Source organism: Ktedonosporobacter rubrisoli, from assembly GCF_004208415.1.
Lineage (GTDB): Bacteria > Chloroflexota > Ktedonobacteria > Ktedonobacterales > Ktedonobacteraceae > Ktedonosporobacter > Ktedonosporobacter rubrisoli.
This window is the reverse complement of the sequence record NZ_CP035758.1, coordinates 6,813,353-6,828,151: the sequence shown is the minus strand read 5'-3', so window position 1 is coordinate 6,828,151 and position 14,799 is coordinate 6,813,353. Positions and strand designations below refer to the sequence as shown.

The window sequence follows — 14,799 nt, the reverse complement described above, 5'->3', positions numbered from 1 at the left end:
TAATCCACATGTATCGATAAGTCACGTGGCTCATTGATACTGGCTCACATTGGCGCAAGGGGTAGCCGTGGACTTGTAGATGTTGCCCCAATCTTGCTGTGGGATCATATTTTGTGCGTTGTCCTGCATGCCAACAACGCAGGGTTTACGCACAAAGGTATTCGTGTTCTGGTAGACCGGTATCCAGACCACATCATTGACGAGCGCCTGCTCGGCCTCATTGTACTGCTTAAGGCGTGCAGCCTGATCGGGATTGGCGTCGGCCTCTTCCATCAGCTTCTGCATTTGCTGCTGCTGTGCGTTCTGGGGCGAATTGTTCTGACCATAATTGAAGGCATTCTTGGCTGACCCCTTATCGAAGAGCAGGGTTAGCCAGTCCTGCGGATCGGGATAGTCAGACTGCCAGTACAGAGCCCAGATTTGCATGCCCTTGGGATTGTTGACGGTGCTTGTGCGGTTGCTGAGCAGCGTGCTGAAATCGAGATCTTCGATCTTGACGGAAACGCCAAGCGTGCTCTGCCACATCTGCTGTGCCGCCGCATACTCATTTCTGAAGTCCGAATTGCCGCCCGAAGAGACGGTCATGGTGACCTGCGGGAAAGTAGCCGCAGTATAGCCAGCCTCCTGCATACCCTCCTGGAAGAGCTTTTTGGCAAGTTCGGGATCAGCCTTGGTCGAGGAATGGCCCGCCGGTCCGGTCAAGGCCGGGTTGTAGCCAGGCATGCCGCTTGGAATGATATGGTTTGTGGGCAGGACGCGATCCTTATAGACATTTTTGGTAATCGTGTCCTTATCGATGGCAAGAGCGAAGGCCTGGCGGATCTTCTGGTTATCGAAAGGCTTGGCCAGCTCATTGATACCATAGAAGTAGACTTGCAGGAGCGGTACCTGGTGTAATTGATCGCTGGTAAGCTTCTTGGCGTTGGCCAGCTGTACTGAAGGTACAAGCGATTGATCGATCTGATTGGTCTGGTAAGCCTTGTAAGTCGTGTCACCTTCTTTGTAGAACTGCATGATGACTTTCTTCAACTGCGGCTTGGGACCATAGTAGGTAGGATTGGGTACAAAGTCGATCTCTTTGTTGTGGATGTACTTCTCAACCTTCCAAGGGCCATCTCCGCCAATGCCCTCACTCAGATGATCGGCGAAAGAGCTGCCATATTTGTCGATCATGCTCTTCTCGATAACGAAGGAGGTTTGATAAGTGAGCGTTTGCAGAAAATAGGCAGCTCGCTGGTTGGTCTGGATGACGATTGTTTGGGGATCGGGAGTAAGTAGACTGTAATTAATTAAAGACTTGAGCTTACCACTGTTGCGGTCTTCGGCGCCCTTGATCAGGCCAAGATAGAGAGTGGATACCGCAGATTTGAGCTCGGGGGCCAGGGCGCGATCAATGCTATAGGCCACATCGGCGGAAGTGAGTGGTGTCCCATCGCTAAACTTCAGATTGGGGCGTAGCTTGAAGGTCCAGGTGCGCCCATCGGCTGAGACCGAATGCGACTGGGCCAGCTCGTCGTGCACCTGTAGCTTGTCATCGAATTGGACTAATCCGGTAAAGACCATATTAATTGCGTTAATTGCCGATGATTCAGTCGCCAGGGCCGGGTCAAAGGTGGTGACATCAGCAACGCCAGGAACTGGCAAGATCAAGATTTGCTGATTATCAGCTGCTTTGGTCACCGCACCGGTACTTGTCTGACCGCCACCGCACGCAGTCGCAATAAGCGCTACCAGGCTAAAGAGGATAGGTAGCGTAATACGTAAATGGAATTTGCCAGGTTGCATGGGCGATTCCTCCTGGTTTGTAGTACTTATGATACTACTTGGCATGCTCTATGCTATAAGCACATAGCTTGGGTAAAGGAATACACTGCCGGTATTCGCTTGAAGTTGATATGAAAGAAAGAAAAACTTTCTTCCCAGATGGTTTGCATCCTACATAATCAGACGGGGAGCTGATTGCTGACGAGGAATGATGTGCGGCTTTGCCCATCGATTCATAACTGAAAGCAGAGGTGTACCGGTCAATGCTTCGTTAAAGAATCCCCGCTTTTTATTTACTACGTTGGATGCTTCCTGCATTCTCTCATCAATATGAGCGAAAAGTCAAGACATTTGTGCTAGTAAAAATTTAATAATGATTGTCGATACAGCAAGAAAAGGATTTGATTCATAGTCAAAAAAGTTGTTAAAGACATGCCGGTTTGCATTCCACATGGATATGTTGCGGCCGTGCATAGAGCTGCAATATTTCAGGTGAGATACGTTTTAGAGGCTCTCACCAGTCGAACAGGAGCACATGAAAATACTAAATTTATAAGCCTTTTACTCTCTGTGCTAAATAGATAAAATAACGTTAATTCATTGCAAAAGTTGAGCTTGAATTTTACTTTGAATTATCAAGCTAACCCGAAAGCAATGATGAATAGACATGTTCGTATGTATCTATCATATGGGTGAAAGAGAAGCGCATCTCGACAAAAGAGCGACAGCGCGCGCGGGCCAGGTTGGCAAGTTCGGGGACAAAAGAGGCGGCGCGCTCGCTATTGCCCGGTTCGACCAGAAAGCCGGTCTCCCCATGCCGAACAATCTCGGTGGCTGCTCCGCGCTGGAAAGCGATGACTGGAGTACCAGCGGCCATCGCCTCAACTGCGGTCAGGCCAAAGGGTTCATCCCAGGCGATGGGAAAGAGGAGGCCGCGAGCCTGGCCCATGATTTGCCATAAGCGGGCATGGTCGAGCAATCCCAGGTAGGTGATGCGTCCAGGAGCATTTTGCAGGCGAGGGGCAATACGCTCTTCATAATAAGCCCGATCATAGATGCCACCAGCGATAAGCAGATGTGTGCCGGCGCGTTCGGCGATCTCGATAGCCGTCTCTACGCCCTTCTCTGGCGTGATGCGTCCGGCAAGGAGCAGCGGGGCGTCCTCGGCAACTTCAGCGGAGAAAGGGATTTCCTCTATTTTCAGGCCGTTGTAGATGATGTGGTCGAAGGGAGTATAGTCGGCGTAAGTTTGCGCACAGGCTTGTGAAACAGTTACCAGCGTGAGCGGATGGCCTTGCCGATGCAGTATGCCAAGCATAGCATTGATTTCTGGCGAGACGGCGGGCAGATGGATGGTATGGATAACCGGGAGCTCGCTAAGCAGGGCGCTACAGGTAAAGGCGGGCCAGTCAAAGGCATGGGCGTGGATAAGATCGAACTCGTGCTGCCGCTGCTGAAGCTGGAGAAATAGTTCAAGAAAGATATTGGCCTGAGCGAAGAAGCCTCTATCGGCTGCGCGTTCTTCGCCCGGCGAGGAGAAGTTGGCAGGAAGGACATTTTCGGGCACAGCAATCTGTTCGAGCCGAACGCCGGGCACTGACGAGCCTTCGTGGGCAAAGAGGGTTACCTCATGCCCACGCTCTACCAGACCCCGAGCTAACTCTGCCAGCAAAGCCTAAGCGCCACCAAGATAAGGCTGCGCAATAGTACTGACCAGGGGCGCCACAAACGCAATTCTCATGCCTGACCTCGGTAGGTTGCAACATTATTTTCGGTCTCGTGAAGAGTAACCTCGTAGAGCATGTCTGACGGGAACGCGTGCTCCAGGCGTTCCCAGAACTTGATTGCAAGAATCTCGGCTGTAGGAATTGTCCCCTCCAGCCAGGGAACGTCGTGGTTGAGATGCTTATGATCAACCCATTTCACAACCTGTTCGTTAATGATCTGTTTCATCTCGGTCAGGTTAATGACCATTCCGGTATGCGGATCGGGCATACCTTGCACTGTCACTTCAAGAATATAGTTATGGCCATGACCGTTGGGATTGGCACATTTGTCGTAGATGTGATAGTTCTCTTCCTCTGAGAGCTGATTGCTCCAGAGCCGATGAGCCGCGCTAAAGGTAACGCGTCGTGTCAGATAGACCATAATATTTTCCTTTGTGAGGGACCTTATGCGTTGGTAAATAGCTCAATGTTGCTTCCATTAAACATGCGCCCAGAATCATCAGAGAGGAAGAGAAGTATCTCGGCGAGGTTCTGAGGTGTCATGTCAGCTTTCAGGTGAGGGGCTGCCTGTTGCAGCATCTCCGTAGCAACCGCGCCGGGGCTGACCACGCATACACGAATGTTATAAGCTTTGCCTTCAACCGCCAGAATTTCGGTGAGGCTAGCTATGCCTGCTTTTGAAACGTTGTATGCACTCATCCCTGGAAACTTCTCTACCCCTTTCACGCCTGAAAGCGAGGAAAGATTGATAATTACTCCCTGCTGCTGAGCCGCCATCATCTGGAATGCTCCACGGCAGCACAAAAAAGTACCCCGTAAATTTGTATCAAGTACCTGATCCCAGGTGGCTATATCCATTTCAACAAAAGGCCGCTTCATGACTATTCCCGCGTTGTTGATCAAAACGTCGAGGTGACCATAGAGCGAGCGCACCTTCTGGAAAAGTGCTTCTACATCCTCTTCGCGCGAGATATCGCCGGCGATAGCCAATGCACGTCCTCCCTTGCGCTTGATCTCAGCCTCTACCTCTTGTAAATGGGGTGAGGGACGACTGAAGAGGACTACCTGGGCACCATGCTTGGCAAAAAGTTCGGCAGTGGCGCGGCCAGTGCCACGACTTGCCCCCGTAATTATGACGACACGATCTTTCATACTCATACTCAAATTATAGCATCTTTTCTATAGCCTCTAGAAAGCATTGAGAAGAGTAAATAGCTCGCGGGACCCTGGCCCCGGCCGCGGGACGGAAGAATGAGCTATTTACTAGCCGTTCTAAGCAATTGTGGCTGCTTATAGAAGCTTTGACCAAAAGTATGCTATACTCTGCACAGGAATGGGGGATGATATCCACCACTTGGAGCAATATGTCCAGGTGGCTTTATTATATCGGGGCTCATTGCTTTAAAGATGTTGTTATGTATTACCTCTTTCTGCTGATGATACCAGGAATATAGAGCGGTAAAAGACCATGTAAGCAGGCTCGGAGGTTTCCACTTCTCCACACTGGGGTTGTGAAGGGGGCGTCGCGATCGAGCGAATGGAGTCCTTCACCTGGGGCACGGGGCGCCGCCCCGTTTTTCTCTCTCCTTGCCGCCGTCAGGCGGCACACAAACGAGAACTGGAAAGCCCTGAAGCAGGCTAAAGATACTTGTTGAAACAATCTGAACTTTGTTATAATCTAGGATACGAACTCAAGATGGGGAAGGCTGCTCCGGAGGCTAGCGGAGAGTAGAGAGTGAGAGATAATTAGTTATCATGCTCTCTTCAGTGGGGAGGGGCTCGCTCGCAGCAACGATTCCATCTTTCTCAGCTCCGCTAACGGAGGGGCTGCGCCACGTTTTTGTGATGGGGGGAGCATGAGTACAAATACAGTACTGTCCGGCTCACTAAAGGATTTTGGCCTGGTAGAGGTTCTGCAGGTGATGGAGATGGGCGGTATGACAGGTGCTGTTCATCTCAAGCAAAGCACTGGACATATGGGGATCATTTACGTCAATGATGGCAAGATGGCCAATTGCTCTGAATTTGATCCCGGTGCCCTGACTCTTGGCGATGTTTTGCAACAATTGGGAATGACTACCCATCACCATATCGAACAGGCATTTGCGCAACAGCTGCATGATCCATTTGGCAAACGTATCGGTGAGCGTCTCATCGCCATGGGGGCGATTACCCAGGCGCAACTAGAAGAAGCATTACGTACAAAAGCTATATGGACGGTACGAGAACTTGCCCTGTGGCAGGAGGGCACATACGAGTTCATCGCCTCTTCCAATGTCCAGAAACTGCTGCCCTATGGGGAAACCTCCCTTGATATTTCTGTGATGCGTGTCACGATGGAGATGGTGCGATATAGCGACGAGTGGCAGGAGTTACGCCAGTTTTTGCCTCACGGGGTGCGTTCGCTTCTGCAGATGTCGCCAGCTATTCCCTATACTATGCGTTTCGATTTACGAACAATGGAGCTCTTCACGCATGTGAATCTCTATCGGCGTGTGCGTCGGATTGCCAGCGCCTTGCGACGTCCCGAGCTGGAAGTCTCGCGGCACCTGGCCCAACTGGTACAGCACCGCTTCCTCAGATGTGTGCCGCAGGACATGAACCCGCGCGGTAATTCGCGGCAGGTGCGCTTGCCGGACCCGGCTGAGAAGATGCGCCTGGAAAACTTCGAACTCTTCAATCTGCTGAGCCGCATGGAGCAGGAATGGGCTAAGCGTGAGACGCCGATGGAGCAATTGCCGGCCCTTGTTGAATTTGTTAACTGGACCATGGATGCCCTGGCCGAGACCTATCGGACGAATGGCCGCGAATTGGGACCCAATACCTTGCGCTCCTTAATGTTCAGCGAGAATCTCAATCATATGGGAACTTATGAGTTCAGAGTTGAGCAAAATCATATCGATGTTGAACATTTTGCTGCCCTTTGTCGTGAGGTACTGAGCGGAGATATGCAAAAGGCTGAGGCCTTTTACGATCAGGCTTCGATCGTGCTACAGCGCTTGCTCAGTTGTATCTTCGACTCGATTAATGCCCGCGTCGCCAATCCTCGTGAGCGCCTGGAGAATCAAGAAGTGTGGGAAGCTATGTTTGAGCAATTTGAGCTACCGGCCAGTATATCCCCCTCATAGAGGGCCTGACATGTGACGTAGCAGGAGAAAAAGCTGTAGCCGCTGAGGAGCGCGCAGCTTTTTTTGTTGCGAAGTTGGTGAAAGGCTTGAGCTTAGTTGCCTTGCGTGCAGCGCTGGCTCTATTGCGCGCGTAGGGCGGGCCGAACGCAAGGCTTCCCCATGCTCAGACAGAAATCAGTCTTTTCTCTGTCTATAGTCGAGCCTGAACTTAGGCCGTCTCTACAGTTGGACCACTACCCTCTGTCGGCTGTGCCTGTTTGGTCTCAGTCGTTGTTGTATCCGCGAAGTCGCCTTCTCGGGCTGGCCGTTTGAAGATGTAGTAGGCGGAATTAGAGGTCAGCGGTTGAATGCTCACCAGTTCCCACTCATCTTTACCCAGGCTATTGAGGTAGCGTCGGGCAAATGTGCTGCGCCGCTCATTGTTGATCAGCGTCTCATTGCCCTCACAGGAGATACGTCCTCGATAATCAATATAGACAACTTTGTAGGCCCATTGCGCCATGATAAACGCTCCTTGCTCAGAGTAGGGCAAGCCCTGCAATTGTTTCGCGCAGGCTATTAGCGCCGTAGCTGTCCGAAACGCGAGCTTATGCTTGCCAACATCCTCTTACAAAACGCATGACTGCGTATAGGCGCACCTGGAAGTGCGCCGACCAGAGCTGACTAGTGTAGCTTGCCGCGGCCGCGTGCTTGTCTACAATAATCAGGTGCTAACGCACCGGTATGGGGTACCAGAGAGGCCATGCCCAATGGCCTCCCCTGATCATTGCCCTATGCCACATGCCTCATCGTGTCGCCTCGCTCGCGGACAACGCATGTAGCGTAGAGTGGATGATCAATGCTCCAGATCATACGCCGGGTTCCACAAACAACGTAGATCTGTCGTAGGATCTCATACCGGTGAGTTCCTCTGCACAATGGTAAGTATAGTCTCGACCGGCGCATCTCGCACCGCCAGTTTAGACAGTTTCTGAGGCAGAGCAAATTATCTGGATGCTACCTGTCAGTTTCTACAGGGGTACAGCTCAGATGCAGCGGACCTTATGGTTGTAGGGGCAGGTCAAAGGAGAAAGTCGTGCCTTGCTGGGTATGTTCTTCCGTATGGGGTTCCAGGCGCAACTTGCCGCCGTGAGCCTCGATGATCGACTTGGTTATGTAGAGTCCCAGGCCATATCCCTGCCGTGCTCCGCTTGTAGCCTGCACACGTGTGTAGGGGTGGAAGAGTTGGGCGATATCAGTCGATGGGATGCTAGCGCCTTGATTATGGACGCTGATGCGCACTCCCTCCTCTGTAGGCCGGATGCGCAGAGTAATTACCGTTCCCTCATCTGAATACTTAATCGCGTTATCCAGCAGATTTCCCAGGGCCTGTTGCAAGCGTCCACTATCCCAATTGCCGATGATAGGAGTCTCGGGAGCCTCTACGGAAAATTCATGATAAGGAGCGACCGGGCGTAGATATTCTACAGCTTCGCGGGCCAGCTTCGTGATATCACATTCGGCGCGTAGTAACGTAAACTGGCCTGAGGTAAGATGAGAAGAGTCAAGCAGGTCGTTGACAAGGCGTGCGAGACGCCGAGCCTGGCTGATGATAATATTGAGCTGCCTTTGGGTTGCCTCGCCGCGCGAACTGGCTTTTTTAGGATCATCTTTAGCTATTCCAAGGTTGCGTGTCAAGATCTGTGCATAATTGATGATTGGTGAAAGTGGGCCTCGCAACTCGTGGGCGATCATGGCGGTAAAGCGTTCTTTACGTGCTAACTGATCCTGTAACGAGCGGTTAGCCGCCCTCAGCTCATCTACCTCATGCTGTAAAGCCTCAATTACCTCTTCCTGCGATTGTCCATGTTGGACCTGCATGACCATATGTCTCCCTCTACGTCTGGCGTCCTTTCTAACGTTTTCGTTAGAGATTGTGTAATCAGTATACACTGTATGGGCCTGAGTAGAGATGCAGGCGGGCGCTATGTAGGAATATTTGGTAGGTTCTATTGCTTTTTGTGAGAATTTATTCAGAAAAGATTCTGCAAAAGGAAGATGGGCCAGGGCAGGATACGTTCTCGCATATCCTATCCTGGCCCATCTTCCTGATATACAGGCTTGATGAACATAGAGAGACCTGATTATTGCTCTGGGAGCAGGCCAACTTCCACTAGCTCTTCGCGGGCCGCCTCGCTAAGTTTGCTAATATCCAGACTTGGGTCTGCGTGTGCGATCATATGGCGCAGTCGCTCTACGATGCTCTCGCGCATATAGTAGTCGGATGAGAGCAGAAGTTCGCCTATCGTGATTTCAATCTGTGATCTTTGTATGGCGGCAAAACCTGACTCTGCCATAACTCTTTCTCCCGGCAGTATTTCTATAGACTTGAGCTTGCCTGCCCTCAAGCTGCGGAAGTCGTCTTGGATTCGCTACCCGTGCTCTTTTCGCTGGCCCCGTTGGAGGAGGCTTTGCTTTCACTGGCAGTGGACGTCTCGCTGCTAGCGCTAGCGCTCTCGCTCTTCTTGCCCTCGCCGGCTGGTAGCGCTCCATTACCATGGTCGGTTTTATAGAAGCCGTGGCCCTTAAAGACGATGCCTGCGGGATAGAGGACGCGGCGAATATGTGACCCACATTCGGGACAGACGGTTAAAGGCTCGTCGGACATTTTCTGCCATGTCTCGAAACGATGATTACATGTCTGACAGAGATACTCGTATGTTGGCATCTACCAATCACCTCTTAAAATAGTCAGGTACACCTGTCTGTGGTGTGCCTCCCTACGATATAGCTTGTACGTGCAGAAAGTAGACGACCCTGCGGCCGCCTGATACATATAGTATAGTAGTGAATAGGCTGGGTTGTCAATCGTAGTGCCTGACTGCTAGCACTCGTATCGTTCATATATCATAACATGGTATGATGTGCGATTTATTCCAGGCGACCGATATACTCTTTAACTTTCTCAGCGGCGGCCCGGTTCATGCCGTCAAGGGCGGCCAGATCGTCGAGGCTGGCGCTGCTGATTGCGCGCACGGAGCCAAAGTGTTTCATGAGGGCTTGCTTGCGTCTAGGGCCAATGCCTGGTATCTCGTCGAGCACGGATTTGAATGCGCGATCGGAGCGCAGTTTGCGATGATAAGTAATACCAAAGCGGTGCGCCTCATCGCGAATGCGCTGGACCATGTAGAGTCCCTGCGAGGTGCGCGGTAGGATAATCGGGTCAGGCGAGCCTGGCACGAAAATCTCTTCGTTCTCTTTGGCCAGCCCAACTGTCGGAATATCGAGGTGCAATTCTTGCATCACCTCCATGGCGGCGCTTAACTGGCCTTTGCCGCCGTCGATAATCACGAGATCGGGCAAGGCCCACTCATGATCGAAGCGCGCGGCAGGCTTCGCCTCGCTATCTCCGTTATCCTGCTGCGCCTCGGCCTCTTCCTCCAGAAGTTCGGCTTCATTGGGCATGCTGGTATTCTGATCGAGCACGCTGGCTGCCTTGCGAAAGCGGCGGCGCAAGACTTCCTGATGGCTGGCAAAGTCGTTAGGGCCTTCGACTGTCTTGATTTTAAAGCGGCGGTACTCGCTATTCTTTGGGCGCCCGCCCTCAAAAACTACCATAGCCCCCACCGAGTTTGTTCCCTGGGTGTTGGAGATATCGTAGCATTCGATGCGCTGGGGAGGACTGGCCAGATTGAGCGCTTCCTGTAGTTCTTCCAAGGCCAGCTGCGTTTTCTGGCTATCGGTAAGCCATTTAATGCGCTGCTGTTCCAGTACCTGTTGCGCGTTTTGCTTGACCATTTCGACAAGGCGCAGCTTGTCGCCTCGTTTGGGTGCGCTGATCGTGATGCCAGCATTGGCGCGTGCGGCACTGGTCCCTTTGCGCTTCTCCTTGAGCCAGTTCTGGATCATGCTGCGATCATCGGGCTCGGCCTCAACGATAATCTCGGCTGGAACATGGGGCGAGCTCTCGTAGAATTGCTGCAGGAAGGATTGCATAATCTCGCCCGGGCTGCTCTCGCGTGTACCCTGCAGAATGAAGTATTCGCGCCCAACCAGCTTGCCGCTGCGGAAAAAGAAGACCTGGGCGCAGGTTTCGTCATCTCCGCTGGCCAGCGCGATAACGTCCTGATCGTCCTGACCCTCGGTATTGATGATGCGCTGCTTTTCCTGGATGCGCTCAACTGCTTGAATGCGGTCGCGAAGGCGCGCGGCCTCCTCGAAATTGAGCTCTTCGGCGGCGCGTTCCATGCGGGCCTGCAGCTCTTTAAGCACCTCTTCATGCTTGCCTTCGAGGAAGAGGATAACTTGCTGAATGATTGCGTTATATTCTTCGCGCGAGGCATAACCGACGCAAGGGGCGACGCAACGATGGATATAGTATTGCGTGCAGGGACGGGAGAGCAGCTTTTGCTTCCAGCCCGCCTGCGGCTCGCCCTGGCGCGGCGGCGCCCAGTTGCTGGCATCATAGCGGCAGGTGCGAAAGGCAAAGAGCTTGTTGAGCAGATCAAGGGTAGCATCGACGGCCCCTGAGTCTGTGTAGGGACCAAAGTAGCGATTGCCGTCCCGGTGGAAGCTGCGGACGCGATAGATGCGTGGGAAATCTTCGCTTAGCGAGACTTTGATATAGGGATAATTTTTATCATCGCGCAGTAAAACGTTATATTTCGGGCGGTACTGCTTGATATAGTTGCTCTCTAGAACCAGGGCCTCGACTTCGTTTTTGACGACGAGAAATTCGATATCGTCAATGCGGGAGACCATGCTACGGTTCTTAGGACTGAGATCCGTGGACTCCTGAAAGTATGAGCGCACGCGGTTATAGAGCGAGATCGCTTTGCCCACATAGATAATGGTTCCCTGGGCATCCTTCATCAGGTAGATGCCGGGCTGATGGGGAAGCGAATTGAGTACCGATTGGATTTTCTCATTCATAAGATAAATGACCTTGAGAAGCATACTTGGCTGTGGTCGAATTTCGTTTTGTCGTGTTCCTTATTATACCGCTTTACGCTTTGGGTGTCGATGGTAGACGGTTAAGGCCTCCAAATGGGCTTTATGGGTAGAATAGCGAAAGTGCCTTTTTAAACATGTTAGTAAAAAACGTCCTTGATAATAAGTAAGAACGCTGCTAAGAAAATGGGCCAGTAAAAGAATTAAAAAAGAAGACAAAGGCAGTAATTAAGGTGTAAAATAGAAAGCGCATATTAAAGTAGAGGTTTATGTTAAGTACAGATAACGGGGTTGAAAGCTATGGCTGTGCCACGCTCAGGTCAGACAAAAAGAACTACAATTGCAATAATTGCCCAATTGTTGCGGAGCAGAAGGTCCGTCAATCAGCCCACCCTCCTGTTTTTGGGCTCACACACGGGCGGGCTCTATGGCAATGAGGGCCTTTATCAATTTTTGGAAGCTCACTGTTCTCCTGCATTTAGCACGCTTGCGGCTGATGAAAAGTTTGGCGAGTGCCATACCGCGCTGCAAGGGATGAATCCGAGCAACCGTCTCACCTGGCTGAAAGCCTCTTTGCGCGAGGCCGAGATACCTGTCTCGCTGAAAACTGCCTATGCTGAGCTGGCCGAACTGCTCAAAGAAGGGTTTTTCAGCACGATTATCTCGACGAACCTCGATGCGCTGCTAGAGGATGCTCTACGTGATGCCCGGCTTGAAGAGACCCATGGCTACCAGGTGCGGATTCATGGATTGGATTCCAATGAGGATATTATACGGGCCAAAGGCTTGTCAGCCATCCAGATCTTTGGCAGCGTAAGGAGAGAAAAATGTACGCTGAATCTTGATCTGGATGACGATCCTTATTTGAAAAAATATCTTGAAGAGCTGCTGGAAGGTGAGGCGCTGGTGCTTGGCTATGATCCAGTCTGGGATGAGCCGCTGGAACGGGCCTTTAGCGGAAGAAATCATGACCTGATCTATGTGGATGCGACGCCACCAAATCCCGGTTCGCCTCTGGCAAAAACTCTTGAGAAGCGCCAGGGGAGCTATCTGGACGGCGCTGAGGCCGAATTTTGCCATTTTATTCATGCCCTCCATGAGTCTCTTTTGGGCCAGCCAGCAGTCAGACCAGTCACAGTAAAGCCTGGCCCGGCCCCAAAGGCTCAGGATGCTCCAGAGATTGCATCTCCTTCTGGCCGTACGATAACCGAGCAGAACGCGAGCAACAAGACAAAGCCGGCTACTCCACTGGAGGATGAGACTACCTTAAAGGTCCCCTCAAATAGAGAAGGAGAGGCTAAGCGCACCAAGATCTTTATCAGCTATAGCCGTGAGGATAGTAAATATCTAGACGCATTGCTCAAACACCTGAATTTTCTTAAAGATAAGGGCTTGATAGCTGAGATCTGGCATGATCGAGATATCCTGCCCGGCGCTGTCTGGATGAAGGAGATTGAGCAGGCGCTGACCAGCGCTAAAGTGGCAATCTTTTTAGTCAGTTCAGATTTTCTGAGCTCGGACTCTATTAACCAGATTGAATTGCCACCCTTGCTAAAAGCTGCCTATGAGGGCAAGGTGACGCTCATCTCGGTCATTGTCCGCCCCTGCGAGTTTACCTATTCTGATCTCAAACCTTTTCGAGCGATCAATGATCCATCATTTCCAATCTCAGCTCTGAGGCCGCATGAACAAGAAAAGGTCTGGCTTGAGGTAGCAGAACGCGTCATGGATCTGTACGCAGGCAAGTAAACTCCTCTCGTAGAGTAGCTAAGCAGCGTAGTGATAGTTAACAGGATTTGCAGTGTCATGAAGCAGACAAACGTAACGGCCTTTGCAGGCATATTGGAGGCCCGCCGTCGTGGAAATACGCGAACAGTGCTGGTGCTGGGTTCGCGTGCAGGGGCCTTCTTTGAGAACAGAGCACTTTATGCGCGTCTCAGCAGGTATAGTAAGCGTCCATTCGAGCACCTGGCGGGACCAGAGAAGTTCCAGGAATGCTTCAAGAAGCTGCGCGAAAATTGTAATGAGTCGGAAGTGCATACGTTTCTGAGCGAGGCGGTGTGGGGAGAAGGGGGGCTAGATGCGCGCGAAGAGGACGGCTGTCTTGCCGAACTGGTCAAGGAAGGCTATTTTGAGCTGATCATCTCGACCAATATAGATACCCTTCTGGAAGATGCCTTCAGGCGCGCAAAGATGCGAGGCGCTTTTGATTATCGCGTCTTCAATGTAGGGAGCGAAAGAGGCGATCCAACGCAGTATACAACAAGGCCCAGGTATTGCACTTTGCTCAAGCTCTTTGGCGATCTTATCTCTCAGCGCTATACCTTGATCACAAGCGAATTTGATCAGGGGAAGGACCGAGAGCTCAAGGGCTATCTTGAGAATGCTCTGGCTGGAGATGTGCTGGTAGTGGGCTATGATCCGCTCTGGGATGAGCCGCTCGGCTATGCTTTTCCTGCCTCCGGTGGCGATATTGCTTTTGTGGGGGAAGAGCTGCCGGCAGTAGGCTCAAATATGGCCAGAGTAGTAGAGAAGCGCCAGGGGCGCTATCTTGTGGGCGCGGAAGGCAGCTATGCTAACTTTATGCGCGAGCTGCATAGACAATTACTCAACCAGCCGACGAGCTACGAGGCTGCAGCAATAAGCTATCGAGCCAGTGAGCAGACATCAGCCCCATCACGGGCAGGAGAAAGACTGCAGGCGGACAATGCGCCCTTGCTCTCATCTCCAGAGGCAGAGAGCGTCGCCGGGATCACCATTCCCTCAAATAGCGAAGTAGAGGCTCAACGCTTAAAAATTTTTATCAGCTATAGCCACGTAGATGCTCCCTATTTTGCAGCGCTGCTCAAGTACCTGGAGTTTTACCAGAATCAAGGCCTGATTGAGGTCTGGTCTGATCAAGACATTGGGCTCGGGGATAGCTGGTTTGAGGAGATTAAGCGTGCTCTAGCGCTTACAAGGGTAGCAATCCTGCTGGTCAGTATAGATTTTCTCAACTCGAACTTCATCAACGAGCATGAGCTTCCACCCTTGCTAGAAGCCGCCGATGAGAGCAAGGTCAAGATTGTGCCGGTCATCGTGCGGCATTGCCCGTTTGACGCTTCGGGGCTTCAGCGCTTTCAGGCCGCCAATAAGCCATCCCAGCCGATCTCAAGTTTAAGCCCTGGCGACCAGGAAGCAAAATGGGTTGAGATCGCCCAACGCGTAAAGGACCTGTATCGTGCATAGACATCCTACGGTTGGCATAAAAA

General features: G+C 51.8%; 12 protein-coding genes. 3 read left to right on the top strand and 9 right to left on the bottom strand.

From position 1 onward, the window contains the following. Window positions 1–30: 30 nt before the first annotated feature. The 4 genes from EPA93_RS29725 to EPA93_RS29710 form a co-directional block, all read right to left on the bottom strand. Window positions 31–1,785 (bottom strand): peptide ABC transporter substrate-binding protein, encoded by a 1,755-nt coding sequence (locus tag EPA93_RS29725; RefSeq protein ID WP_129891003.1) that lies wholly within the window; start codon window positions 1,783–1,785, stop codon window positions 31–33. A gap of 619 nt (window positions 1,786–2,404) precedes the next feature. Beyond that, window positions 2,405–3,436, bottom strand: a complete 1,032-nt coding sequence (locus EPA93_RS29720) for a glycosyltransferase (RefSeq protein WP_129891002.1) — start codon at window positions 3,434–3,436, stop codon at window positions 2,405–2,407. 65 nt (window positions 3,437–3,501) lie between these two features. After that, complete coding sequence (locus EPA93_RS29715) at window positions 3,502–3,912, bottom strand: 6-carboxytetrahydropterin synthase (RefSeq protein WP_129891001.1); 411 nt, start codon at window positions 3,910–3,912, stop codon at window positions 3,502–3,504. A gap of 23 nt (window positions 3,913–3,935) precedes the next feature. Next, window positions 3,936–4,649, bottom strand: coding sequence for an SDR family NAD(P)-dependent oxidoreductase (locus EPA93_RS29710; RefSeq protein ID WP_129891000.1), 714 nt, complete (start codon window positions 4,647–4,649; stop codon window positions 3,936–3,938). Between the two features lie 698 nt (window positions 4,650–5,347). Here EPA93_RS29710 and EPA93_RS29705 point away from each other — a divergent pair. Then, complete coding sequence (locus EPA93_RS29705; protein WP_129890999.1) at window positions 5,348–6,619, top strand: DUF4388 domain-containing protein; 1,272 nt, start codon at window positions 5,348–5,350, stop codon at window positions 6,617–6,619. Window positions 6,620–6,827: 208 nt separating this feature from the next. Here the strand turns inward: EPA93_RS29705 and EPA93_RS29700 are convergent, their stop codons facing one another. The 5 genes from EPA93_RS29700 to uvrC all read right to left on the bottom strand — a co-directional run bounded on the left by EPA93_RS29700 (window position 6,828) and on the right by uvrC (window position 11,530). Next, window positions 6,828–7,121: a DUF4177 domain-containing protein gene (locus tag EPA93_RS29700; protein WP_129890998.1), complete on the bottom strand. Its 294-nt coding sequence runs from the start codon at window positions 7,119–7,121 to the stop codon at window positions 6,828–6,830. Window positions 7,122–7,660: 539 nt separating this feature from the next. Beyond that, the gene (locus EPA93_RS29695) at window positions 7,661–8,479 is read right to left on the bottom strand and encodes a sensor histidine kinase (protein WP_165423480.1); all 819 of its coding nucleotides are present in this window, start codon (window positions 8,477–8,479) and stop codon (window positions 7,661–7,663) included. A gap of 263 nt (window positions 8,480–8,742) precedes the next feature. After that, the gene (locus EPA93_RS29690; RefSeq protein ID WP_129890996.1) at window positions 8,743–8,955 is read right to left on the bottom strand and encodes a hypothetical protein; all 213 of its coding nucleotides are present in this window, start codon (window positions 8,953–8,955) and stop codon (window positions 8,743–8,745) included. A gap of 47 nt (window positions 8,956–9,002) precedes the next feature. After that, the gene (locus EPA93_RS29685) at window positions 9,003–9,326 is read right to left on the bottom strand and encodes an FmdB family zinc ribbon protein (RefSeq protein ID WP_129890995.1); all 324 of its coding nucleotides are present in this window, start codon (window positions 9,324–9,326) and stop codon (window positions 9,003–9,005) included. Between the two features lie 203 nt (window positions 9,327–9,529). Then, complete coding sequence (gene uvrC / locus EPA93_RS29680; protein WP_129890994.1) at window positions 9,530–11,530, bottom strand: excinuclease ABC subunit UvrC; 2,001 nt, start codon at window positions 11,528–11,530, stop codon at window positions 9,530–9,532. 318 nt (window positions 11,531–11,848) lie between these two features. On the opposite strand from uvrC, the gene EPA93_RS29675 reads away from it, so the two are divergent. Then, window positions 11,849–13,297 carry a toll/interleukin-1 receptor domain-containing protein gene (locus tag EPA93_RS29675; RefSeq protein ID WP_129890993.1) on the top strand — a complete coding sequence of 483 codons (1,449 nt, stop codon included), beginning with the start codon at window positions 11,849–11,851 and terminating at the stop codon, window positions 13,295–13,297. Between the two features lie 57 nt (window positions 13,298–13,354). Next, window positions 13,355–14,776, top strand: coding sequence for a toll/interleukin-1 receptor domain-containing protein (locus EPA93_RS29670; protein WP_129890992.1), 1,422 nt, complete (start codon window positions 13,355–13,357; stop codon window positions 14,774–14,776). Window positions 14,777–14,799: the final 23 nt, after the last annotated feature.